The 24,196-nt window shown below is 57.9% G+C and carries 14 protein-coding genes; 9 read left to right on the top strand and 5 right to left on the bottom strand.

The genetic code is table 11. The features are described 5' to 3' along the window. Position 1: 1 nt before the first annotated feature. From lsrB to lsrG, 3 genes are read left to right on the top strand one after another with little or no spacing between them, the layout of a single operon-like run. Positions 2-1,003 (top strand): autoinducer 2 ABC transporter substrate-binding protein LsrB, encoded by a 1,002-nt coding sequence (lsrB, locus tag NQ842_RS04145; RefSeq protein WP_257256520.1) that lies wholly within the window; start codon positions 2-4, stop codon positions 1,001-1,003. Between the two features lie 11 nt (positions 1,004-1,014). After that, a complete protein-coding gene (gene lsrF / locus NQ842_RS04150; RefSeq protein ID WP_014833375.1) occupies positions 1,015-1,902 on the top strand; it encodes a 3-hydroxy-5-phosphonooxypentane-2,4-dione thiolase in 888 nt (295 codons plus the stop codon). After that, positions 1,899-2,192, top strand: coding sequence for a (4S)-4-hydroxy-5-phosphonooxypentane-2,3-dione isomerase (gene lsrG, locus NQ842_RS04155; protein ID WP_013098845.1), 294 nt, complete (start codon positions 1,899-1,901; stop codon positions 2,190-2,192). The genes lsrF and lsrG overlap by 4 nt, the downstream gene beginning before the upstream one ends. Before the next feature lie 94 nt (positions 2,193-2,286). Here lsrG and NQ842_RS04160 read toward each other — a convergent pair whose 3' ends face one another. Continuing rightward, on the bottom strand, positions 2,287-3,135 hold the full coding sequence (locus NQ842_RS04160; protein ID WP_257256521.1) for a dihydrodipicolinate synthase family protein: 849 nt from the start codon (positions 3,133-3,135) through the stop codon (positions 2,287-2,289). An 11-nt stretch (positions 3,136-3,146) separates the two neighbouring features. Beyond that, positions 3,147-3,833, bottom strand: a complete 687-nt coding sequence (locus NQ842_RS04165) for a B3/4 domain-containing protein (protein ID WP_063412552.1) — start codon at positions 3,831-3,833, stop codon at positions 3,147-3,149. A 42-nt stretch (positions 3,834-3,875) separates the two neighbouring features. On the opposite strand from NQ842_RS04165, the gene NQ842_RS04170 reads away from it, so the two are divergent. Then, a complete protein-coding gene (locus NQ842_RS04170) occupies positions 3,876-4,478 on the top strand; it encodes a helix-turn-helix domain-containing protein (protein ID WP_153907382.1) in 603 nt (200 codons plus the stop codon). Positions 4,479-4,513: 35 nt separating this feature from the next. Here NQ842_RS04170 and ygjG read toward each other — a convergent pair whose 3' ends face one another. Further along, positions 4,514-5,893, bottom strand: a complete 1,380-nt coding sequence (ygjG, locus tag NQ842_RS04175) for a putrescine aminotransferase (protein WP_043951702.1) — start codon at positions 5,891-5,893, stop codon at positions 4,514-4,516. A gap of 434 nt (positions 5,894-6,327) precedes the next feature. On the opposite strand from ygjG, the gene NQ842_RS04180 reads away from it, so the two are divergent. Beyond that, entirely contained in the window at positions 6,328-7,848 is a 1,521-nt protein-coding gene (locus NQ842_RS04180) for a PAS domain-containing methyl-accepting chemotaxis protein (RefSeq protein ID WP_257256523.1), read from the top strand. Positions 7,849-8,184: 336 nt separating this feature from the next. Beyond that, positions 8,185-9,744 (top strand): methyl-accepting chemotaxis protein, encoded by a 1,560-nt coding sequence (locus NQ842_RS04185; protein WP_014833369.1) that lies wholly within the window; start codon positions 8,185-8,187, stop codon positions 9,742-9,744. On the opposite strand, the gene NQ842_RS04190 is transcribed toward NQ842_RS04185, so the two are convergent. Beyond that, the gene (locus NQ842_RS04190; protein ID WP_014833368.1) at positions 9,741-10,235 is read right to left on the bottom strand and encodes a PadR family transcriptional regulator; all 495 of its coding nucleotides are present in this window, start codon (positions 10,233-10,235) and stop codon (positions 9,741-9,743) included. The genes NQ842_RS04185 and NQ842_RS04190 overlap by 4 nt on opposite strands. Positions 10,236-10,381: 146 nt before the next feature. On the opposite strand from NQ842_RS04190, the gene NQ842_RS04195 reads away from it, so the two are divergent. After that, positions 10,382-11,146, top strand: a complete 765-nt coding sequence (locus tag NQ842_RS04195; RefSeq protein WP_257256524.1) for a siderophore-interacting protein — start codon at positions 10,382-10,384, stop codon at positions 11,144-11,146. On the opposite strand, the gene NQ842_RS04200 is transcribed toward NQ842_RS04195, so the two are convergent. Continuing rightward, positions 11,147-12,316 (bottom strand): DNA repair ATPase, encoded by a 1,170-nt coding sequence (locus tag NQ842_RS04200; RefSeq protein WP_014833366.1) that lies wholly within the window; start codon positions 12,314-12,316, stop codon positions 11,147-11,149. Positions 12,317-12,576: 260 nt separating this feature from the next. On the opposite strand from NQ842_RS04200, the gene NQ842_RS04205 reads away from it, so the two are divergent. Both NQ842_RS04205 and NQ842_RS04210 read left to right on the top strand, forming a co-directional pair. Further along, positions 12,577-14,250, top strand: coding sequence for a ShlB/FhaC/HecB family hemolysin secretion/activation protein (locus NQ842_RS04205; RefSeq protein ID WP_257256525.1), 1,674 nt, complete (start codon positions 12,577-12,579; stop codon positions 14,248-14,250). Between the two features lie 9 nt (positions 14,251-14,259). Continuing rightward, positions 14,260-24,195, top strand: coding sequence for a hemagglutinin repeat-containing protein (locus NQ842_RS04210; RefSeq protein WP_257256526.1), 9,936 nt, complete (start codon positions 14,260-14,262; stop codon positions 24,193-24,195). The last annotated feature ends 1 nt before the right edge of the window (position 24,196 follow it).

The following is a 24,196-nucleotide window of genomic DNA, read 5'->3' on the forward strand; positions in this document are numbered from 1 at the left end:
GATGAAAACAAAACTGATAGTCCTGGCAATGGCCCTCAGCTTCGCCTCGGCGCAGGCGGCGGACCGCATCGCCTTTATCCCGAAGCTGGTGGGGGTGGGCTTCTTTACCAGCGGCGGCAACGGTGCAAAAGAGGCGGGGAAAGCGCTCGGCGTGGACGTCACCTACGACGGCCCCACCGAGCCGAGCGTCTCCGGCCAGGTGCAGCTCATCAATAACTTCGTCAACCAGGGCTATAACGCCATTATCGTCTCCGCCGTGTCGCCGGATGGCCTTTGCCCGGCGCTGAAGCGTGCGATGCAGCGCGGTGTCAAAGTGCTGACCTGGGATTCTGACACCAAACCGGAGTGCCGCAGCATCTACATCAACCAGGGTACCCCGGAGCAGCTCGGCGGCCTGCTGGTGGAGATGGCCGGGAAGCAGGTGACAAAGCCGAATGCCAGAGTGGCCTTCTTCTACTCCAGCCCAACCGTCACCGACCAGAACCAGTGGGTGAAAGAGGCGAAGGCCAAAATCGAGAAAGACCATCCCCAGTGGCAGATCGTCACCACCCAGTTTGGCTATAACGACGCCACCAAATCCCTGCAAACCGCCGAAGGGATCTTAAAAGCATACCCGGATCTGGATGCGATCATCGCCCCGGACGCCAACGCCCTGCCAGCCGCGGCGCAGGCGGCGGAAAACCTGAAGCGGGAAGGGGTGGCGATTGTCGGATTCAGTACGCCTAACGTCATGCGCCCGTACGTCGAACGCGGCACGGTTAAAGCCTTCGGCCTGTGGGATGTGGTGCAACAGGGCAAAATTGCGGTCAATGTCGCCGATCGTTTATTGAAAAAAGGCGATCTTAACGTCGGCGACAGCGTGGAGGTGAAAGATATCGGTACGCTGAAGGTCGAGCCGAACAGCGTCCAGGGCTACCAGTATGAAGCAAAAGGCAACGGCATCGTGCTGCTGCCAGAGCGCGTGGTGTTCACCAAAGAGAACATCAACAAATACGATTTCTGACGGGGGAGCAAATGGCTGATTTAGACGACATCAAAGACGGTAAGGATTTTGGCATCGGTACACCGCAGCAAAATGTGCCGTTCACCCTGAAGGGCTGTGGCTCGCTGGACTGGGGCATGCAGTCCCGGCTTTCGCGCATCTTCAACCCAAAAAGCAACCGCACAGTGATGCTGGCCTTTGACCACGGTTACTTCCAGGGGCCGACCACCGGTCTTGAGCGTATCGATCTCTCTATCGCGCCGCTGTTCGGCGAAACCGATGTGTTGATGTGTACCCGCGGTATTTTGCGCAGCACCGTCCCGGCCGCCACCAATAAACCGGTGGTCCTGCGCGCCTCGGGAGGGAATTCGATTTTAGGCGAGCTCTCCAACGAGTGCGTGGCGGTGGCGATGGAGGATGCCCTGCGCCTGAACGTCTGCGCGGTGGCGGCGCAGGTGTACATTGGCAGTGAATTCGAGCATCAGTCGATCAACAACATCATCAAGCTGGTGGATGCGGGGGCACGTTACGGGATGCCCGTGCTGGCGGTGACGGGGGTGGGCAAAGAGATGGCACGCGATGCGCGGTACTTCTCGCTCGCCAGCCGGATTGCCGCCGAAATGGGGGCGCAGTTCGTTAAAACCTATTTTGTGGATGACGGTTTTGAAAAAGTGACCGCCAGCTGCCCGGTGCCGATCGTCATCGCCGGGGGGAAAAAGCTGCCGGAGCACGAGGCACTGGAGATGTGCTGGCGCGCGATTGATCAGGGAGCCTCCGGCGTGGACATGGGGCGTAATATCTTCCAGTCCAGCGCGCCGCTCGCCATGCTGAAGGCGGTGAAGAAAGTAGTTCACGAGAACATGAGCGCCCGGGAGGCGTTCCAGTTCTGGCAGGAAGAGAAACAGGGAGAAGCGAAATGAACGTGACGTTAGTGGAGATCAACATCAAACCCGAGCGGGTGGACGAGTTTCTGGAGGTGTTTCGCGCCAACCACGAGGGCGCGATTCAGGAGCCGGGAAACCTGCGTTTTGACGTGTTGCAGGACCCCCGGGTGAAAACCCGGTTCTTTATCTACGAGGCCTATAAAGACGAAGAGGCGGTGCTGGCGCACAAGAAAACGCCGCACTATCTGGCCTGCGTGGATAAGCTCGAAGAATTAATGTCGGAACCACGCAAAAAACGCAGTTTTGTGGGGTTGTTGCCGGAGTAACGTTTTGCCCGGTGGCGCTGCGCTTACCGGGCCTACAGCCACGAGTTCGTGTTGATTGTGTAGGACGGGCAAGCGCAGCGCCACCCGGCGTTTTTCAGGCCAGTTCCAGTTCCGCAAGGATCGCTGAAAGCGCCTCGCGCGGCTCTCCCTGAATCGCCTGCAACGGAAACGGCAATCCGGGGGGTGCCACTTTTCCCCTCATTTCCGCCGCTGCCGCGATGACCCTTACGCTACCGTAACGACGGAACAGATCCCATAGCGGCTCTAACCGTTCTGACTCAGTACTCTTCCCCGAACGCGCTATCGCCAGCGCCGCTTTTGGGAACAACCCCGCGAGAACCGAATACCACACGTCAAACCCGGCCTGCAGGGCTGAGGCTGCCCGCCAGTCACCGGCGATACCCAGTGTGACCGTATCAGGAAGCCGGGCACGTACCTGAGACAGATCCTCCGGCACGCGGCCAAGCTTGATGGAACCCACATTCGGCAGAGACGCGACGGCAAATAGCAATTCATCACTAAACGCAAAACCGGTCGTGGCAGGGTTATCGTAAATGCACAGCGGTACGGAGAGCTGGCGGGTCACCGTTTCATAGAGCTTAAACACTTCCTCATCCGTTAATCGCTGGTACGACACGGGCGCCAACAGCACGCCGGATACCCCGGCCGTTTGCGCGTCGTCAGCCAGACGCAGAATATCGTCCAGCCGCAGTGCGCCGATGCTGACGATGACCGGTATGCCACCGGCATGCTCCACCGCGCAGCGTGTCACCCGGGCACGCTCTTCAACGGTCAGATAGGCATAGCTCCCCGTCGAGCCAAGAATGCCCAGTGAATCCACGCCTGCCTCAACCACGGGAGAGAGCAGACGCGTAAACGCCTGCTCATCAAACGTGCCGTTTTTCAGGGGCGTTAATGGAAACGCGCTGACTCCACGAAACATTTTTTATCCTCTTACAGTGTCAGTAACTGCCTGTGCGCCACTGCACCCGGCATCAGACGTTGCAGGTTATCCACCAGGTCCGCGCCAGCTTCTTCCAGTGCTGTAAGCGGCATTGACGGCAGACTTTCCAGAATAAACCACATGGTTTGCGCCTGACTGTCAAGACGAGTGCGTATCCCCTGGCGCCAGTTCCAGCGACGGCAGGTAACACCGAGATCGTCGCGCCAGATAACCTCGCCCGGCTCCGGGTATTCCACCACCGGCTGCCCCTCTTTGACGGTATCAAACGGCTCGCTGCCGTCGGCCAGCGTCAGACGTGGCGCCCCCGTGTAAGCCGCAAGATTTTCTCCACCAACCGGGATGGCGTAGCGAATACTCACCGCGTTGTAGATATCCACCACCGGATCCAGCGGCGGCAGCGAGCCGTCTTTTAAGACCCGCTTACGCAGGGCGGATGCCGAGCAGGGCGTGCGTTTCGGTTTTGCGCCGAAGGCCTTGAATACCTCATCCCAGCCGGAAAGGTGCGCGTCAGCCCACGGAACATCATCATTCAACATTTGCTGGCAGGCCTGCCTGAGCACGGCCGGAGCGACTTCCGGGTGGGTAATCGGCGCAGCGTCAACCACAATGCTCAGCGCCCGAAAGCCCGGGGCAATCCCGGCAAGACGCGGGTCTATTGACGGCGTAACGAGAGACATAAATAATCCTGTATTGACTGTTTTATACCATGGTAGTGACCAATGACTGAAAAAGTCAATATAATGACTGAACAGGGTGCCGATATCGCCCAGGTAAGCCTGGCCGTCGCCAGCCGTATTCGCAACTGGCGTAAAGAGAAAAAACTGTCGCTGGATGAGCTCTCGCGGCGTGCCAGCGTCAGCAAAGGCATGCTGGTGGAGATCGAGAAAGGGGCGGCTAACCCCAGTATCGCAATTCTGTGCAAGCTGGCTGCCGCGCTCGGCGTGTCGGTGGCGGATATTGTGAATGTCTCCAGCGAACCGCGGGTGCATATCATTGAGGAATCGGCGATCCCGGTGCTGTGGCAGGGGGAAAAGGGCGGACGCGCCAGACTGCTGGCAGGAACCGCGGGCCCGGATATGATTGAGCTATGGCAGTGGGAGATGCAGCCGGGAGAGCGATTTACCTCTTCCGGGCATCCGGCGGGAACCTTTGAGCTGTTGCACGTGAACGAAGGCGTTTTATCGCTGACAGTGGGCGAGGCGGTGACGCAGGTTGCTGCCGGGGCATCGGCGGTGGCGAAAACTGAAGCGGCGCACGGCTATGCCAATGAAGGCAATACCGTGCTTCGCTTCACCATGACGGTGGCGGAGTTTCACCGATAAAAAGCAGCCGGTGGCGCCGCGCCACCCGGCGTTTTTTACGCTTCCTCCACACTCACGCGCAGTGCCGCCAGCGCTTTACTCGCCGCCTTCAGCACCTGCTCACACTGCTCAATCGTCAGCGTCAGCGGTGGCTCAATGCGGATGGTTTTGGCGTTGTTGAGCGTGCCAGCCACCAGCACCCGCTGGCGGAACATCTCGCTCGCGAAGCTGTAGCCGATTTCGTTGTCAACAAACTCAATGGCCATCAGCATCCCTTTGCCTCGTGCCTCCTGGATCAGATCCGGGTATTCACGTCCCAGCTGACGGAAACCGTCCAGCAGCATGTCGCCTTTCTGCTCCGCCTGCGCAGGCAGGTTTTGCTCCAGCAGCACGTTGATGGTGGCCAGCGCGGCCGCACAGGCCAGCGGGTTACCGCCAAAGGTGGTGGTATGCAGGAACGGGTTGTCGAACAGCACCGAGAAGACCTCTTCGGTGGCAACCGTCGCACCAATCGGCATTACGCCGCCGCCGAGCGCTTTCGCCAGACACAGAATGTCCGGCTGAACGTTCTCGTGCTCGCAGGCGAACATCTTGCCGGTACGTCCCATGCCGGTCTGCACTTCGTCGAGGATCAGCAATGCGCCAAACTCATCGCACAGCTGACGCACGGCAGGCAGATAGCCCTGCGGAGGCAGGATCACGCCGCCTTCACCCTGAATAGGCTCCAGGATCACCGCGGCTACGTCATCACCGGTTTTACGGCATTCGCTGAGCACGGTGCGCATGGCGTTAATGTCGCCGAACGGCACGTGGCGGAAGCCCGGCAGCAGCGGCATAAACGGTTTACGGAAGGTGGATTTGGCGGTCGCTGACAGGGCGCCCAGGGATTTACCGTGGAACGCGCCGCTGGTGGCGACAAAAGTGAATTTCCCGCGCGGCGACTGGTACGCTTTGGCGAGTTTAAGCGCCGCTTCGACCGATTCCGTGCCGCTGTTGCAAAAGAAACTGTACTTCAGTTTGCCGGGCGTTAAGGCTGCCAGCGTTTTCGCGAGCATGGCGCGAAGCGGGTCGAGCAGTTCCTGGCTATGGAGAGGTTGTTTCGCGAGTTGATTCTGTACGGCGGAAACCACTACTGGATTACGGTGCCCCACGTTGAAAATGCCAAAACCACCCAGGCAATCAATAAACTCCTGTCCCTGGGTGTCGACAAGCGTATTCAGACTTCCCGCTTGCCACTCTACGGCTCCGTAATCCCCGCCGGCGGTAACAGATTTGCGATACTCCAGAAAACCTGGATTGACGTGCTCTTTAAAGTAATCGATGACCTCTCGGTTAAGTTGTTTCATCTCCTCATGATCAAGCGTTCGCTTCTCAATGAGATTCAGTGCGTGCGCGGTACAGGCAAGAGCCGAGGCGCTGGAAGGTAACCTGTTCAAAATATGCTCCCGGGGATCGCGTATCACATGATACTGCGTTAAGTATTGCAGGGATTACGCCACTTCAGCGGACTTAACGAAAATCGGGATAAACGCCAGGTTAAAATAATGTTGCGCAATATTTAATCATGCCGATGTTTTCCAAACGGGATTTAGCGGTACGGAAAACGGGCGCAAGAAGACGTGCATGGGGTCAATTGCACCAGGGGGGTGCAGGCGGTGCGACTTAAGTGGGCGTTAACAGATCATCCTTTGCAGGTAATTTCATTCCGAAAGTATTTAAAATCAATCAATTATAAAATCTCACAAAAAGTGCGGTTTAAGTGAAATCTGCGATCTCCATCAAGTTTAACAACTAAAGATAAATTGTTTACCGCCGAAAAAACAATAAACCACAAAATTAACATTCAAATAACCTGCAAGGGATGCTCACGATGTCCTCTCCAACCTATGTCACCCAGAATGAATATCTTCTGGAGGATGACACCACCTTAATGTCTACCACAGACGTCCACAGCTATCTGACTCATGCTAATGACACCTTTGTTCAGGTGAGTGGCTATCAGCTTAATGAGCTGATGGGTCAGCCGCATAATCTGGTGCGCCACCCTGATATGCCGAAAGCCGCGTTTGCCGATATGTGGTACACCCTGCAACAGGGCGAGCCGTGGAGCGGAATTGTCAAAAACCGCCGTAAAAATGGCGATCACTACTGGGTGCGCGCCAACGCGGTGCCGATGGTGCGCCACGGGAAGGTCACTGGCTATATGTCGATTCGCACCAAAGCGACGGCAGAAGAGATCGCCACCGTGGAGCCACTCTATAAGGCCCTGAATGCCGGACGCTGTAATAAACGGATCCATAAAGGGTTGGTGGTGCGTCAGGGCTGGCTCGGAAAGCTACCGGCGATGCCGCTGCGCTGGCGGGTACGCGGCGTGATGGCAGTGCTCTTTGGCGCGCTCGCCGCCACGCTGGTGGCAACCTCAGCAGGCTGGGTGTCGTTGGTCGCGGCAGCTGTCGTGTTGCTGCTCGGCACGTTGTTGTTTGAGCAGCAGATTGTCCGCCCGATAGAGAACGTGGCGCGTCAGGCGCTGAAGGTGGCAACCGGCGAGCGCAATAGCGTGCAGCATCTCAACCGCAGCGACGAGCTGGGACTCACTCTGCGCGCGGTGGGGCAGTTAGGGCTGATGTGTCGCTGGTTAATCCATGATGTTTCAAGTCAGGTGGTGAGCGTGCGCGACGGCAGCGACAAGCTGGCGCAGGGTAATGAGGATCTGAATGACCGCACGCGTCAGACCGTTGCAAACGTGCAGCAGACCGTGGCGACGATGAACCAGATGGCGGCCTCCGTTCAGAGTAACTCTGAAACCGCCACCGAGGTGGACAAACTCTCCGTAGCCGCCAGCAGTGCGGCAACCAAAGGCGGCAACGCGATGCAGACGGTGGTGAAAACCATGGATGATATCGCCGACAGTACCCAGCGTATCGGCTCCATTACCACCCTGATCAATGATATTGCCTTCCAGACCAATATCCTGGCCCTGAATGCGGCGGTAGAAGCGGCACGAGCCGGTGAGCAGGGCAAAGGCTTTGCGGTGGTGGCTGGTGAAGTTCGCCATCTTGCCAGCCGCAGCGCGAACGCCGCCAACGATATCCGTAAGCTGATTGATGCCAGCGCCAGCAAGGTACAGTCCGGATCTGAGCAGGTACACGCCGCAGGGCGCACCATGGATGATATCGTTGAGCAGGTGAAAAACGTCACGCAGCTGATCGCGCAGATTAGCCATTCCACCTCTGAACAGGCTACCGGGCTCTCGGAGTTAACCCGCGCGGTGGCTGAACTGGACAGCATCACGCAGAAAAACGCGGATCTGGTTGAGGAGAGTGCGCAGATCTCCGCGATGGTAAAACACCGTGCCGGACGTCTTCAGGATGCGGTGACGGTACTCCATTGAGTCTGTAATGTTCCAGAAAAGCCGTTTATTCTGTCAGGATTAAACGGCTTCCTTCGCTTCATTTGTGATTATTTCTGCGGTTTAATGTTAATTTTATATTAAATAACTAAAGAAAGTGCCTCAGTTATTTATCCCTGCCTAAGTCATTTTTTCCCGATGCTATTTCAGAAATGCCCCGTCTGGTAGTTGAGTAACGATCGATACGGCCATATTAATAGCCTCTGCCTATCCATTGTGATGGTTATGAAATAAAAAAACGATCAAAGTCATAAAGTTAGCGGTTTCGTTACCGATAACGGTGATCGTCTGAGAAATAATCACATCGATGGAGTAAATATGTTCTTACATGACGTAAAAATCGGCACGAAATTATTTCTGGCGTTTGGATTCTTTATTGTCCTGATGGTGGTGAGCGCGAGTTTGTCTTTAATGAGTCTGAACCGGGCAAACAACGGGATGCAATCCATCATTACCAGTGATTATCCGACCACGGTAAAAGCGAACCAGTTAATCGACAACTTCCAGGAATTTATTAGCACTCAGCAACTCATGCTGCTGGATGAACAGGGGACGTACACGGCGCAGTCGCAGCAGCATCTCAAAGAGATTAGCGAGCACATCACGGTGATCCTCGGCGAGCTGAACAAGGCACTGCAGGATCAACAATCGCAGCAGGTTCTCGCCGAGATACGCGGCGTGCGCCAGCAGTATCTGGACTCGCGGTATCGTATTTTGCAGGCGGTGCAGAACCACGATCGTGCCGGTGCCGTTCAGGAGATGATGACCAACACGCTAAAACTGCAGCAGGCCTATAAAGCCAAAGTGCAGGCGCTGATTGCGATTCAGAATACCGAGATGCAAAACGCCGGCGTGCAGGTGGAGAGTGATTTCAGGAGCAACCGTCTGTTGCTGATCCTCATCACCCTCTTCAGCGTGGCGGCAGGCAGCCTGATTGGCTGGTTTATCGTGCGTTCCATTACCCGTCCGCTGGGCCAGGCCGTGGACTTTGCGGCGGCGATTGCGGATGGCGATCTCACCGGCAGCATCACCTCGCACGGTAAAGACGAAACCGGCCTGTTGCTGCATGCCCTGATGGAGATGAAAACGCGTCTGCTGGACATTGTGCAGCAGGTGCAGACCGGCTCGGAGAATATCTCCAGCGCCGCCGCGCAGATTGTCGCCGGGAACCAGGATCTGGCCGCGCGCACGGAAGAGCAGGCCAGCTCTGTGGAACAGACCGCGGCCTCGATGGAGCAGATTACCGCGACGGTGAAAAACACCGCTTCGCATACCGGAGAAGCGACCAACCTGTCGGCGGATGCCGCGAAGGTGGTCAAAAACAACGGCGAAATGATGAAGCAGGTGACCAGCAAAATGCGCCTGATTAACGAGACCTCAAACCGGATGTCCGACATCATCGACCTGATCGATGCCATTGCCTTCCAGACCAATATTCTGGCGCTGAACGCGGCGGTGGAAGCGGCCCGGGCGGGCGAGCACGGTCGTGGCTTTGCAGTGGTGGCAGGTGAAGTGCGCCAGCTCGCGCAGAAGAGTGCTTCATCGGCCAGTGAGATCCGTGAGCTGATTGAAAGCTCCACCAGCCAGACGCAGGACGGAATGAACCTGGTTGAGAAGGCGAGCGAGCTGATCAACGGCATGGTGGGCAACGTGGAAGAGATGGATGTGATCCTGCGTGAGATCCGCCAGGCGAGCCACGAGCAGACAGAGGGGATCTCGCAGATTAACAGCGCGATTGGCCTGATTGATGCCACCACCCAGCAAAACTCCGCGCTGGTGGAGGAGTCTGTTGCCGCGGCGGCGTCCCTGAACGAGCAGGCGATGCACCTGAAAGAGCTGGTACGCGTCTTCCGCGTGAGCGCGCACGCACCGGCTTAATCCAGCTGGGAGATCTCCAGCGCCGCGCGGTCGATCACGCCAACGATCTGCTTAAGCTGCGCGTCGCTGAGCGCTCCCTGATTCACCTTCAAATCCAACACCGCTTTGAAGTTTTCCAGGGCCCGCTTCATCTGCGGGTTTTTGCGTAGCTGGAAACCGACCGCGCGCGCTTTGATCCGCGCCTGAATCTGCTCCAGCTGTTCCTGGTTTTCGTCCAGCCACTGCTGTCCTGCCGCGTTGATGGCAATACGCTTACGCCCATTCTCTTCTTCCGTAATGGTGATAAAGGCCTGATCCTGAAGATAATCCAGCGTCGGGTAAATCACGCCAGGACTCGGGGTATAGTTCCCCTGAGTCAGGTTCTCAATCTCTTTGATCAGCTCGTAACCGTGGCTCGCGTTGCGGGTCAGAATATCCAGAATCACCAGCCGCAGATCGCCGTGACCAAAAAAGCGTGGTCGACGTCCACCGCCATCATGTTCGTGTCGCATAGTGTCTCTCTCAAAATGATATATCTAAACTATATCTAAGATATATTCAGATGCAATCTAAAAGATCTTGCATTCTTGCTGATTAGCAATCATTATCATTTAAAATTAATTTCGATATATCGTATTCACCTGAGAAGGGACTGAACATGGCAACCACCCGCTATCCACAACGCGTGCGTAACGAGCTGCGTTTTCGTGAACTGAACGTGCTCCGTGTTGAGCGTGTAAGCGCTGGTTTTCAGCGCATTGTTTTAGGCGGCGAGGCGCTGGAGGGCTTTAGCTCCCGCGGTTTCGACGACCACACCAAAGTGTTTTTCCCGGCTCCGGGAACAACATTTGTACCGCCGGTGGTCACCGACGACGGCATTGACTGGGGGGACGGCGTGCGTCCGCAAACCCGCGACTACACGCCGCTGTATGACGCCGCGAAGCACGAGCTGGTGCTCGATTTCTTCGTGCATGACGGCGGCGTTGCCAGCCAGTGGGCAGTAGAGGCGAAAGCGGGCGACAGGCTGACGATTGGTGGTCCGCGCGGTTCTCTGGTGGTCGCGGAGGATTACGCCTGGCAGCTGTACGTGTGCGATGAGTCCGGGATGCCGGCGTTGCGTCGCCGCCTGGAAGGCATCGCCAGCTTGCCGAATCGCCCGGAAATTCACGCGGTGGTCACCGTCGGGGATGAATCGTACAAGGACTATCTGGCGCACCTGAGCGCGTTCAACATCACCTGGGTGACAGGCCACAACGAGCAGGCAGTGGCTGAGCATCTGGCGGCGCTGAACGTTCCGGCGGAAGATTACTTTATCTGGCTGACCGGGGAAGGGAAGGTGGTTAAAAACCTGAGCCGTCTGTTTGAGACGGAGGCTATCGATCAGCAGCTGGTGCGTGCCAGCGCGTACTGGCACGCGAAATAGTTACGCTGCCGAATCGAGCTGCGCTTCGCTCACCTGATGTTCGAGCGAGGCGCGGACCTCGTTCAGCGCCTTTTCCTGCTGCGCGAAGTACGCTTCCATATTGCTGAGCGACGACACCAGCAGCCAGGATTCTTCTTTCTCCAGCTCCGCCAGCTCGTTCACTAAGGTGTCGATCTGCTCGCGAACCTGGGCCATTTTTTTGCGGATGCGCTCCAGATCGTTCAGCCTGTCGCTGGCCATCAGCGGCTCGAAGCCCTGCTGCAGGCGCGCCACCAGAGAACGAATGGCTTTGACGTCGCCACGCTGTTTAGCCTGGTTGAGTTGCACCATCATCGCGTTGGCTTCTTCTTTCAAATCGTCCGCCACCAGATCCGGGTGACACAGCTTACTCGCCTGCCGCCAGAGCCGTTTCAGCTCGTCCCGATCCTCTTGTGAAAGATCCTTCCCTTTACGCAGACGCACTTCGGCATCCTGATGCTGCTCGCGGTATTTCTCGTACTCTTCGTTGGCCTCGTCACGCGCCTGACGCGCTGGCTCTTCCTCACGCGTTAAGCCGCTCTCCAGCTCCAGCGCCTCGGCCAGCAGGTTGGCAATCAGGTTACTTTGCTGCTGCAGATGCTTACGCGCCTCGGCTGCCTGTACGGAATCGGCAGGCAGATCGCGCCAGCGCTGGGTGAGTGTTGCCAGCACCTCCACGGCCTGGGCCATGTAGCGCTGACAGCGGCGATAGTCTTCCTCGCGACGACGCGCTTCAGCCTGCTGGCGGCGCAGGTTCAGCTCGGCCAGCGTTTTACGCAGGGCGAGGATCTGCTGCATCAGCGGACCCAGGCGGGAGAAATAGAGATCGTTAAACTCATCAAGCTGCTGTACGCGTGCGTTACGGCGGTCAATCAGATCGCGCAGTCGCTCTTCCAGCGCTTTCAGTTCCAGTTTGCTCGCGGCGACCTGCGGATCGCGCCAGGGGGTAACGGCACGCTGGCTCTGCAGCCAGGCGGCAATCGCGGCGATGGCTGCGGTGTAATTTTTCTGCTCAAGCGCCACGACGATTGCCTGTAGCTCATCGTCAAACGCTTCATTTTTCAGCCGGGTCAGCTGGCTCTGAATGATGTCGTCATCTTCCAGTTCAATGGCATTTTTAATGATTTCTAGCCGTTTGATCGGTGTGCTCATGATGCCTTTCGCTTTGGCGCTTAAGTATTTGAGTTAAGGTTAGTTGTTGGAAACGCTACAGGAAATAATACACACGGATGATGATCGGCGCGATGGGGGATTTCTTTAGATTTACGCAGTGTCACCCGCTAAATTCTGAAAATGCTGCAAAATAGACCTTAAATTAAATGTGTGTATTTACACTGTTTACTTTTTGACATAAGTTGCGCGTTTTTTGACAGGCAAGTCTGAAAACGGACTTTATGCAAGGAGCGGCAGTGATGTCAGGGAAAACGTCGATACTACAGGTGCTGGCTGGCATGGCCTTGCTGGCAGGTGCTGCGCAGGCGGCCCCCCTGACTCCGGCCGACCGTAATACTATTCAGCAGCAACAGCAGCAGCTTCTGGATGAAAACCAGCGCCAGCGTGAAGAGCTGGAGCGCAGCGTGGTATTACCGCGTCCTGTTCAGCCCGACAGTACCGCGACCCCGCAAGGTCCCTGTTTTGTTATCTCGCGTATCGAACTGACGGGCGCCACCCTTCTTTCTCCGTTAGCCAGAGATCGCCTGGTTGCGCCGTGGGTGAACCAGTGTCTTGATATGGCGCGTCTCAATGCCCTGACCAACGCCGTCTCTGACTGGTATATCAGCCGGGGGTATATTACCAGCCGCGCCTTTTTAACCGAGCAGGATCTCTCTGGTGGCGTACTGCATCTCGCGGTGCTGGAAGGCAAACTCCAGCAAATCCGGCTTGAAGGGGTTCCCGCCCGCACGCTGAGCATGACCTTCCCCGGCCTCGAAGGGAAAATTCTTAACCTGCGCGATATCGAACAGGGCATGGAGCAGCTCAATCGCGTACGTCAGACCCCGGTTGAAATTGAAATTTTGCCCGGCGACAGGCAGGGCTATTCTGTCGTTAATCTGACGGCTTCGCCTGAATTCCCGCTCGGCGGTTCAGTGAGTTTCGATAACAGCGGGCAAAAGAGTACCGGTACCGGACAACTCAATGGCGCGCTGTACGGCAATAACCTGCTGGGGCTGGCGGATAAGTGGTTTATCAGCGGCGGGCGCAGCAGCGATTTTTCGAACAGCCATGATGCGCAGAATTTTGCCGCCGGGGTCAGCGTGCCTTATGGCTACGGCTTGCTGGACTACAGCTACAGCTGGAGCAACTACCTCAGTACCATCGATAATAATGGCTGGCTCTGGCGTTCGACGGGCGACACAGAAACCCACCGTCTGAATGGCTCCTGGGTGCTGTTCCGCAATGGCGATATCAAAACCGGCGTGTCGGCGGGCATCACCCACCGCATCAACCATAACTATCTCGACGATGTTCTGCTGGCTACCAGCAGCCGCAAACTTTCAAGTTTCTCCCTGGGCCTTAACCACACGCAAAAAATTGCCTCTGGCGTGGCGACCCTGAACCCGACCTTCACTCAGGGTGTGCCGTGGTTTGGCGCCGAAGATGATAACGACAAACATGGCGATGTGCCGAAAGCCGAGTTCCGCAAATGGAGCGTCAACGGCAGTTTTCAGCGCCCGGTTGCTGACGGGCTGTGGTGGTTGACCAGCGTCTATTTTCAGTGGTCGCCGGACCGGCTATACGGCAGCGAGCGCCTGACGCTGGGGGGAGAGACCTCCGTGCGCGGCTTCAAAGAGCAGTACCTCTCCGGTGATAACGGCGGTTACTGGCGAAATGAACTCAATTATTCGCTCTTTACGCTGCCGTGGGTGGGGGATGTTGGTCTGCTGGCGGCAGTTGACGGTGGCTGGCTGAAGAAGGACGGCTTTGACCGTTACGCCTCCGGCACGCTGTGGGGCGCCGCGTTTGGTCTGACGACGGCTCATCGCGGCTATTCAAGCCAGTTTACCGTTGGCACACCGATGGCGTATCCGGACTGGCTGGCACCGGATCACCTCACAATTTACTACCGCGTATCAGTGGCTTTCTAAGGGACAGGGATGATGAAACAGGATCAGGTTCGTTTTTCACAGCGCGCGCTGAGCGCGTTACTGAGCGTGCTGCTGGCGACTCAGCCGCTGTTACCCGCGGTGGCGGCATCCATCACCCCGTCCGGCAATACGCAGATCGACAAGACGGCCAACGGCGTGCCGGTGGTGAACATCGCCACGCCGAACCAGTCCGGTATTTCCCATAACAAATACAACGACTACAACGTCGGGAAAGAGGGGCTGATTCTCAATAACGCGACCGGGCAGCTTAACCAGACTCAGCTTGGCGGGCTTATCCAGAATAACCCCAACCTGAAGGCCGGGCAGGAAGCCAAAGGCATCATCAACGAAGTCACCGGCGCTAACCGCTCGAATTTGCAGGGCTATACCGAAGTGGCCGGCAAGGCGGCGAACGTCATTGTGGCGAATCCCTACGGTATCACCTGTAACGGCTGCGGATTTATCAACACGCCGAATGTGACCCTCACCACGGGTAAACCGGTGCTTGATGCCAGCGGTAAGCTGCAATCTCTTGATGTAACCCAGGGTGCGGTCACCATCGAGGGCGCGGGCCTGAATGGCTCGCAGAGCGATGCGGTGTCGATCATCTCCCGTGCGACGGAGATCAACGCGCAACTGCATGCGAAAGATTTACGTGTTGTTGCAGGGGCGAACCGCGTAGCGGCGGATGGCAGCGTCAGTGCGTTAAAAGGTGAAGGTACCGCCCCGAAGGTCGCGGTGGACACCGGCGCGCTGGGCGGCATGTACGCTAACCGGATCCGTCTGGTCTCCAGTGAAACGGGGGTGGGCGTAAACCTGGGCAACCTTAACGCGCGACAGGGAGATATTGCGCTCAGCAGCGCGGGAAAAGTGGTGCTGAAAGACACCCTTGCCAGTGGCAGCACCACGGTCAGCGCGGCGGACGTAACGTTACGCGGGGACCATAAAGCGGGTGGCAACGTCACGGTCTCCGGCCAGACGGCGCTGACGCTTGACCAGGCTCACGTTGCCGCCGATAACAACCTTCAGTTAACAACCCGCGGCACGCTGACGCAAAACGGCGGTGCGTTCACGGCGGCAAATGACGCTACGCTTGCCGCGACCACCCTGATCCAGAGTGCAGATGCCCGGGCAAGCGCGGGCCGTCATCTTGCCGTAAATGCTGAGAAAAACGCGGCGCTTAACGGTTCTGTTGTGGCGGGTCAGCAGTTGTCGGTCAAGGGTGGCGAGCTGGTGCAGCAGGGAAGTCTCAGTGCCGCAGAGATTGCCCTCACCGCGCAGACGCTGACGCAGGAGAGCCGCAGCACAACAAATGCCAGTGGCAACATCGCGCTTACCACGTCTGGCCACAGCCAACTGAAAGGCAGCACCGCCGCCGGACACTCTCTCGCCGTCAGCGCGGGCAGCCTCGCGAACAATGGCACATTAGCCGCCGTGGCGGATGCCCGGATTAACACCGGTAAATTCAGCAATACCGGCACCGTTCAGGGCAACAGCCTGACCGTCTCCGGAACGGATATCACCAGCTCTGGCACGCTGAAGAGCGCCTCCACGCTGGATATCCGCGCACGCAATGCCACGCTTTCCGGTGAGACCGGCGCGAAAGGCAAAACCACCGTAACCGCGAGCGGTAACCTGAACAACAGTGGCGCGCTTATCAGCGATGACACGCTGACGCTGAACGCGGCGCAGATCGTCAACAGCGGTACGCTTTCCGGTGTCCGGGGGGTTACCACCTCAGCAGAGACGTTCACCGCCAGCGCAAAGTCAGTGACCCACAGCGACGGGGACGTGGCGCTGAACAACACCGATACCACGCTGGCAGGTGAAACCAGTGCCGGTGGCACCGTCACCGTGCAGGGCCGCAGCCTCAACACCACGGCCACGGCACAGACGCAGGGCAACAGCGTCGGCGTGGCCGTGCAAAACGCAAACCTTGAAGGCACTCAGGCTGCCAAAGGCAACCTGACGTTGAAGGCTGACAGCAGCCTTAACCACACGGGGAAATCATCAGCCTCAGGGCTTAAGGTTGAAACCGGCCATCTCAGCAACGGTGGAACCCTGACGGCCTCCTCCCTTGCAATCGACAGCCCTGAGGTCACTAACGGTGGTCTGATCCATGCCGGACAAACGCTGTCGCTGGTTTCCCGTCTGCTGGATAACCGCAGCAGCGGCGTGCTGTACAGCCCGGCGGCGCTGTCACTTTCCCTCTCTGAACTGAACAACGCCGGTATTATCACCAGCGACGCGGCGCTTTCTCTCTCTGGTTCAAATCTGACCAACAGCGGCGAGCTGAGCGGTGCTTCACTGGCAATTGATTACGAGACGCTGAAGAACAGCGCGGGTGGTCTGCTGCTGGCTCACGGGGCCAACCGCATCACGGCACAGTCGGTGTCCAGTGCGGGCAGCATGGTGGGCAACACCCTGACGCTGAATGCCGATCGTCTGGAAAGTGCCGGTCTGTTACAGGGCGATAGCGCATTATCACTGACCGCCGGGATCCTGAATTTACTGACAGGCTCCCGCACGCTGACGGGGGGAGAACTCGGCTTTTCAGGTACCACGCTGACTACCGCAGGGCAGCTCCAGGGACAGGATGTCAGCATCCGTGCCTTTGACTGGAATAACCGCGGAAGTTCCCTTGCGACCGGCTCACTTGACGTGACGACCGCCGGAACACTCAGCAATACCGGCGAACTGATGAGCCAGGGCAACGGCACGCTGAATGCGGTCAATACCGTTAACAGCGGCAATATGTTGTCGGCCGGTGACCTTTCGCTTAACGGAAAGACGCTGCGCAACAGCGGTACGCTTCAGGGGAACCGCGTCACCGCGCATCAGGACAACATCACGAACAGCGGAACGCTGACCGGGATTGCCGCCCTGACGCTGGCCGCGCGCCTGGAGATGGCGGCGCCATTACTGACGCTGGTGAATGACGCGTCGGGATCGTTGCTGACCGCGGGCGAGTTGTCCGTGACGGGCGGCGATCTGCGTAACGCAGGGCAATGGCAGGGGAAACGGGTACTTATTCATGCGCAGGCGCTTACGAACGGCGGTGCGATCCAGGCAGAAAATTTACTGGATGCGCAAATTGTCAGCACCCTTACCGGGACAACGGGCAGCAAAATCACCTCCAATGGAGAACTGGCGCTCTCAGCACTGACGCTGGCAAACAGCGGGCAGTGGATTGCAAAACACCTCACGCTGGGGGCCAGTACCCTGAACAACAGCGGTGAGATCACCGGCGTTGATGCGCTTTCGGTCGCCCTTACGCAGATGAATAACCAGGCCGGAGGAAAACTGCTCAGTGCAGGCGCGCTGACGCTTGATGCGGACAATGCAACGAACGCCGGGCAAATCCAGGGGAAAGCGACCACGGTTACCGCCGGGCAACTCATTAACAGCGGACGGCTTCAGGGAGAAGCGCTGACGCTGAATGCCTCGGGCGCGCTGAACAATACCGCCAGCGGTGTGCTGCTGAGCGAGAATGCGCTGACGGTATCGACAGCCACGCTGAACAATCAGGGCACGCTGCAGGGCGGTGGGGAATCTTCGGTGAAGGCCACCACCCGCGTACAGAACGACGGCAAAATGCTCTCCGGTGGCAAACTCACGCTGACCGCACCGGAACTGGAGAACAGCAGCAGCGGTCTGGTTCAGGCGGTGAGGTTGCTGCTGGATGTGGTGAACGCGGCAAATAGTGGGCGGATACTCGCCACCGACAACGCTGAGCTACGGGGAACGGCGCTGACCAACGACGGCATGCTGCAGGGCGCAGACCTGCTGGTTAATTATCAAAAACTGAGTAACAGCGGTACGGCTCTCGGTACCCGTTCGCTTACGGTGAAGGGCGATGAGATTACCCATTCTATCAGCGGTAAGTTGTTCAGCGCGGGTAACCTCACGCTCAACAGCGGCACGCTGAAAAACGCCGGACAGATTGTGGCGCTGGGGGATGTTACGCTTCATCTGTTAAATGCGCTTGAGTTCAGTGGAACGCTGGCCGCCAGCAACACCCTGTCTCTCACCGCTCAGGGGGATATCACCAATAATGGCACCTTACAGGGAAACAGCCTCGTTCTGAGCACGGGTGGAGTATTAACCAACAACGGCCAGTTCACTGCAGGTAAGGGTGACAGCACGTTCAGCGCGCAACGTATTGTGCTCAATGCAGCCGGTAGCCTCTCGGCAGGCGGCGACGTGGTATTTAACAGCCTGAGCGATATAACCGTAAATGGTTTTACCGGTACGGCTGGCAGCCTGACGATGAATGCTGTGGGCACCTTGCTCAATACCGCACTGATTTATGCCGCAAATAATATGCAGCTCTTTGCCGACCGTATTCATAACGTCTACGGCGATATTCTGGCAGGGAATAGCCTGTGGATGCAGAAAAATGCGGCGGGTGCGGCGAACAGTGAAGTGGTGAATACGTCCGGGAATATAGAGACGCAGAAAGGTGATTTGACCGTCGCAACAGGGCTGCTGAGCAATAAATGGGAGCAGTTGGATGTGGAAGTGCTGCCTGAGCAGGCGGTGACTTCGTTGCCGTGGGTAACAATGACGGAAGCGTTGATCCCAGCAGGCTGGTTGCCCCGGGAGGAATATGATTGGTTTGTGACAGACTTCGGTGGCAGTGGTACTGGAGCCCCTGGTTTCAAACCGGAATCCTGGGCGACACCTTACGAAGCATACTATGAAAAAGCCTTTGCCGTTCTTGAGTCTGAAGTTCGGGTAAACGCGACGGGCAAAGCCGCCAGGATCGCCTCCGGGCGCGATCTCTTTATTACTGCGGGTGAACTTGATAATCAGGCGAGTTTTATTCTTGCGCAACGTGACGCCACGTTAAGCGGGAGCGTATTAAACAATCAGTCATGGGAATCGGGTAAGCGGATCACTTATCAGGTTTACCACTATGATGCATCCGAGACGCAGGGACGCCTGGGAAGCATGAAGCCTAACCCGGCAAAAACAGGGGATGTGCACGATACCATCCGGTACCTTGCTACTGGCGAGAGATACACTGCAACCGAGGGAACAGCAACGAGTTACCGTGCCGTTATTCAGGCAGGCGGTAATATTCACGCCACCTTCACCAACGACATCAGCAACACTCTCGTCACCGCCAACACGGACGGCTTTAGCAATACGATTGCCGCCCCTACGCTGACCCCGCTCAGCAACCAGTCCATTACCAGCGGCGAGCAGGCGCAGGCCCTTGTCGAAGCGGATGCGCAGGACATCACCACGCCGCAATGGCGTGATGCGGTGAGTGACGCCCTGAAAGATATCTCCGGTGGTTCATCACTCTCCAACCAAAACGGCAGCAGCGGTAACTATCCACTGCCGTCTGGCAATAACGGCTATTTTGTTCCCTCCACCGACCCCGATAGCCCGTATCTGATTACGGTGAACCCGAAGCTCGATGACCTCGGCAACATGGACGACAGCCTGTTTAATGGACTGTATGACCTGCTTGGCATAACACCCGGTGCCACACCGCGTGAAACCAACAGCGCGTACACCGATCGGAACCAGTTCCTTGGCTCGTCCTATTTCCTGGACAGGCTCGGCCTGAACCCGGATCGCGACTACCGCTTCCTCGGCGACGCGGCGTTTGATACCCGTTACGTCAGCAACGCGATTCTGAACCAGACCGGTAGCCGCTATATCAACGGCATCGGTTCCGATCTCGATCAGATGCGCTACCTGATGAACAGCGCCGCAGAGCAACAAAAAACGCTGGGGCTGAAATTTGGCGTGGCGCTTACGGCTGAGCAGGTTGCCGCGCTCGATAAAAGCATGCTCTGGTGGGAGTCAGCGACCATCAACGGTCAGACGGTGATGATCCCGAAAGTCTACCTGTCGCCGAAGGATGTCACCGTTCACAGCGGCAGCGTGATTAGCGGCAATAACGTCCAGCTGGCGGGCGGGAACGTCATTAACAGCGGCAGTACGATTGCGGCGCAGAATGGGCTATCAATCGACAGCAGCAACAGCCTGAGCAACCTCAATGCGGGGCTGCTGAGCGCAGGCGGCGGGCTGAACCTGAGCGCGCTGGGGGATATCAATAACATCGGATCCACCATCAGCGGCAAAACGGTAGGGCTGGAGAGCGTCGCGGGCAGCATTAACAACATTACCCGCGCACAGCAGTGGAATGTCGATGCGGGAAATGTGCATTTCAGTGGCACCGATGTCGGCAAGACGGCCTCCATCACCGCCACCGACGGGCTGACGATGCGCGCCGGACAGGATATCAACGTGACCGGCGCAAACGTCTCGGCGGGTGGCCGCCTGGGTATGGCGGCGGGGAATGATATCAACATCACCGCCAACGAGATCGCGACCAGCGAAGGACGCGCCGGGCGCAACCGCGCGACCACGGAGACGGCGTCCGTCACGCATCAGGGCAGCACCCTGAGCGCGGGCGGTGACCTCACCTTGCAGGCAGGTAACGATGTGAATGCCCGTGCGGCGGCGATAGCGGCGGAAGGCGATGTGGGCATTCAGGCCGGTCGGGATGTGAACCTGCTGGCGGAAGCGTCGATGGAACGCTCCAGCAGCCAGGTGAAGAAAAAAACCGCCATTGACGAATCTGTACGTCAGCAGGGTACGGAGATTGCCAGCGGGGGGAATACGGTGATCCTCGCAGGGCGCGACGTAACCGCGCAGGCGGCTGACGTGACAGCGCAGGGCGATATTGGCGTGGCGGCAGGCCGCGACGTAAATCTGACGACGGCGACGGAGAGCGATTACCGCTATCGGGAACAAACTAAAACCAGTAGCGGCTTCCTGAGCAAAAAGACCACCCACACCATCGAGGAAGACAGCGCGACACGGGAGAAAGGCTCGCTGCTGAGCGGCGACAATGTAACGGTGTCGGCGGGTAACAACCTGCGGGTGTTAGGTTCAGCGGTCGCTGGCGACGGCGATGTGGCCCTTTCCGCGGGCAACAATGTGGACATCGTGGCGGCGACCAACACCGACACGGCCTGGCGCTTTAAGGAGACCAAAAAGTCCGGCCTGATGGGCACGGGCGGCATTGGCTTCACCATCGGCAGCAGCAAGTCCACCCACGATCTTCGCGAGCAGGGTACCACCCAGAGCGAGAGCTTCAGCATCGTCGGCTCGACGGGCGGCAACGTCAGCATTGCAGCGGGCAAACAGGCGCATATCGGCGGGGCAGATATCATCGCACAGAAGGATATCAGCCTGACCGGTGACAGCGTGGTGATTGAGCCGGGGCATGACAAACGCACCCGCGATGAGAAATTTGAGCAGAAGAGCAGCGGACTGACGGTGGCGTTGTCCGGGGCGGCGGGGAGCGCGGTGAATAACGCGGTCACCACGGCCCAGAGCGCGAAGCAGAGCAGCGACTCACGTCTGGCGGCACTGCAGGGTACGCAGGCGGCGCTGTCAGGCGTACAGGCCGGACAGGCCGTGGCGCTGGATCAGGTGAAGGGCGACTCTGACAAACGCAATAACAACACCATCGGCGTCAGCGCGTCGATTGGGTCACAGTCGTCCAAATCCTCATCGCACATGGAGAGCGAAACGACCACGGGCAGCTCCCTGAGTGCAGGCAATAACGTCACGATAAAAGCCACCGGAAGCGACATCACCGTGGCGGGAAGCCAGATTAAGGCCGGAAAGGACGTGACGCTTGATGCAGTACGGGACGTCAACCTGATTGCCTCGCAGGACACGCAGCAGACAACGGGTAAAAACAGCAGCAGCGGTGGCAGCCTGGGTGTTGGAGTGGGTGTCGGTTCCGGTGGGGCGGGCATCAGCATCTCGGCGAACGCAAACAGCAGCAAGGGGCACGAGAAGGGCAACGGTGTCTGGCAGAACGAGACCACGGTGGATGCGGGTAACCGCGTGACCATCAACACCGGGCGCGACGCGACGATCGCCGGGGCGCAGGTGAGCGGCGAAACCGTGGTGGCGGATATCGGGCGCGACCTGACGATTGCCAGCACCCAGGACAGCGATCACTACAACAGCAAGCAGAACAGCGTCAGCGGCGGTGCGGGTTACACCTTTGGTGCAGGCGGTTTCTCCGGCAGCATCAATGTCAGCCGCGACAAAATGACCAGCGACTACGACTCGGTGCAGGAGCAGAGCGGGCTGTTTGCAGGCAACGGCGGGTTTGACGTGACGGTGGGCAACCATACGCAGCTCGACGGCGGGGTGATTGCCTCCACGGCGACGGCGGATAAAAACCGTCTAGATACGGGCACGCTGGGCTTTAGCGATATCCACAACCAGGCGGATTTTAAGACGGAGCATCAGGGCGCGGGTATCAGTTCGGGCGGCAGCATCGGCAAGCAGTTTGCCGGGAATATGGCGAACGCTCTGCTGGCCGGAGGCGGTAACAGCGGTCACGCGGAAGGGACAACACAGGCGGCGGTGAGCGAAGGGACGCTCATCATCCGCGATAAGGAGAACCAGAAGCAGGATGTGGTGGACCTGAGCCGCGATGCGGAACATGCGAACGGCAGCATCAGCCCGATATTTGACAAGGAGAAGGAGCAGCAGCGCCTGCAGGAAGTGCAGTTGATTGGTGAGATTGGCTCGCAGGCGGTGGATATTGCGAATACGCAGGGCGAGATAAACGGGCTGAATGCAGGCAGAAAAGAGCTTGCAGATAAAGGGATAACCGAGCCGGGGGCGGATGCCAGCGACGCACTGAAAAAGGCCTATCAGGATGCGCTGCGCGGGACCGATGCGTACAAAACCACGACGGCGAAATATGGCACGGGCAGCGACCTGCAGAGGGGTATCCAGGCGGCGACGGCCGCGCTTCAGGGGCTGGCGGGCAGCGACCTGACGGCAGCACTGGCGGGGGCTTCGGCACCGGAGCTGGCGTATCGTATTGGTCACGGCATGGGGATCGATGACAGTACGGCAGCGAAAACCATTGCGCATGCCATCCTGGGCGGTGCGGTTGCGGCGCTGCAGGGAAACAGTGCGGCAGCGGGTGCGGCAGGGGCGGCGACCGGTGAGCTTGCGGCGAAAGCGATAGCGGGTATGCTGTATCCTGACGTCAAAGATTTATCGAAGCTGAGCGAAGAGCAGAAGCAGACGGTCAGTGCGCTGGCGACGATATCGGCGGGGATGGCCGGTGGACTGGCCGGGGACAGTACGGGGTCAGCGGTTGCCGGGGGGCAGGCAGGGAAGAACTCGTCTGAGAATAATCTTCTGGGTGGTAACGAAGATACCCAGACGAAGTTTGTGCAGGAGCATGGCAAGAATATAGCATCCTGTAGCACTGATCCCGGTTCAGCATCCTGTCAGAAAGGCCTGGCGATGAATGATGCGCTGATGGTGGCACTTCCGGCAGGTCTTGGCGGTGGAGTACTGGCAGCAGCAACGCCGGAAATAGCGGCAGCGGCTCAGGCTGCAATACAGGCCTGCGCTGGAAATGTTGTGCTGTGTCTGAACAGCGCCGGAATACAGGTATCAGAAGCTATCGTACCGGGTGGTGTTGGTGTTGGTGCTGGCGGTGCGGTAGGCATCGGTAAGTCGGTAGCGGAGGCGACGGCGGCGAAAGCCGAAGCGTTAGCGGCTAATGCAGCGAAAAATCTCTCATCAGATATTGGAAAAATTAATGCCGGTAAGTTTGGTCAGCTTGAATTAAATTCGCTTTCTAAAACTGGAGCTAATATTGACTCAGCAGCTAAGTCTGGCAATTTCACCGTTGCAGGCAGGGCATTACAAAAACACGGTAGCCGCGAAGGAAGTGCTTATCCTGCTGCTAAAGGCACTCCTGCTCAAATGAATGAGCAGGGGCAGAAAATATTAGATGAGATAGTTAAAGCGCCAGGAGCTTCTGTAAAAGAAGGAAATCGTTTTGGAGGGTTTGATGTCATCGCCCCTGATGGGCGTGGCGCCAGATTCGACCCTCAAGGTAACTTCCGTGGATTTTTGGAGCCTTAAT

Source organism: Enterobacter cloacae complex sp. R_G8, from assembly GCF_024599795.1.
GTDB lineage: Bacteria > Pseudomonadota > Gammaproteobacteria > Enterobacterales > Enterobacteriaceae > Enterobacter > Enterobacter dissolvens.

Bases quoted from the DNA above. Each gene is read 5' to 3' on its own strand.
- lsrB (WP_257256520.1), top strand. From the start codon at position 2: ATGAAAACAAAACTGATAGTCCTGGCAATGGCCCTCAGCTTCGCCTCG.
- lsrF (WP_014833375.1), top strand. From the start codon at position 1,015: ATGGCTGATTTAGACGACATCAAAGACGGTAAGGATTTTGGCATCGGT.
- lsrG (WP_013098845.1), top strand. From the start codon at position 1,899: ATGAACGTGACGTTAGTGGAGATCAACATCAAACCCGAGCGGGTGGAC.
- NQ842_RS04160 (WP_257256521.1), bottom strand. From the start codon at position 3,135: ATGTTTCGTGGAGTCAGCGCGTTTCCATTAACGCCCCTGAAAAACGGC.
- NQ842_RS04165 (WP_063412552.1), bottom strand. From the start codon at position 3,833: ATGTCTCTCGTTACGCCGTCAATAGACCCGCGTCTTGCCGGGATTGCC.
- NQ842_RS04170 (WP_153907382.1), top strand. From the start codon at position 3,876: ATGACTGAAAAAGTCAATATAATGACTGAACAGGGTGCCGATATCGCC.
- NQ842_RS04180 (WP_257256523.1), top strand. From the start codon at position 6,328: ATGTCCTCTCCAACCTATGTCACCCAGAATGAATATCTTCTGGAGGAT.
- NQ842_RS04185 (WP_014833369.1), top strand. From the start codon at position 8,185: ATGTTCTTACATGACGTAAAAATCGGCACGAAATTATTTCTGGCGTTT.
- NQ842_RS04190 (WP_014833368.1), bottom strand. From the start codon at position 10,235: ATGCGACACGAACATGATGGCGGTGGACGTCGACCACGCTTTTTTGGT.
- NQ842_RS04195 (WP_257256524.1), top strand. From the start codon at position 10,382: ATGGCAACCACCCGCTATCCACAACGCGTGCGTAACGAGCTGCGTTTT.
- NQ842_RS04200 (WP_014833366.1), bottom strand. From the start codon at position 12,316: ATGAGCACACCGATCAAACGGCTAGAAATCATTAAAAATGCCATTGAA.
- NQ842_RS04205 (WP_257256525.1), top strand. From the start codon at position 12,577: ATGTCAGGGAAAACGTCGATACTACAGGTGCTGGCTGGCATGGCCTTG.
- NQ842_RS04210 (WP_257256526.1), top strand. From the start codon at position 14,260: ATGATGAAACAGGATCAGGTTCGTTTTTCACAGCGCGCGCTGAGCGCG.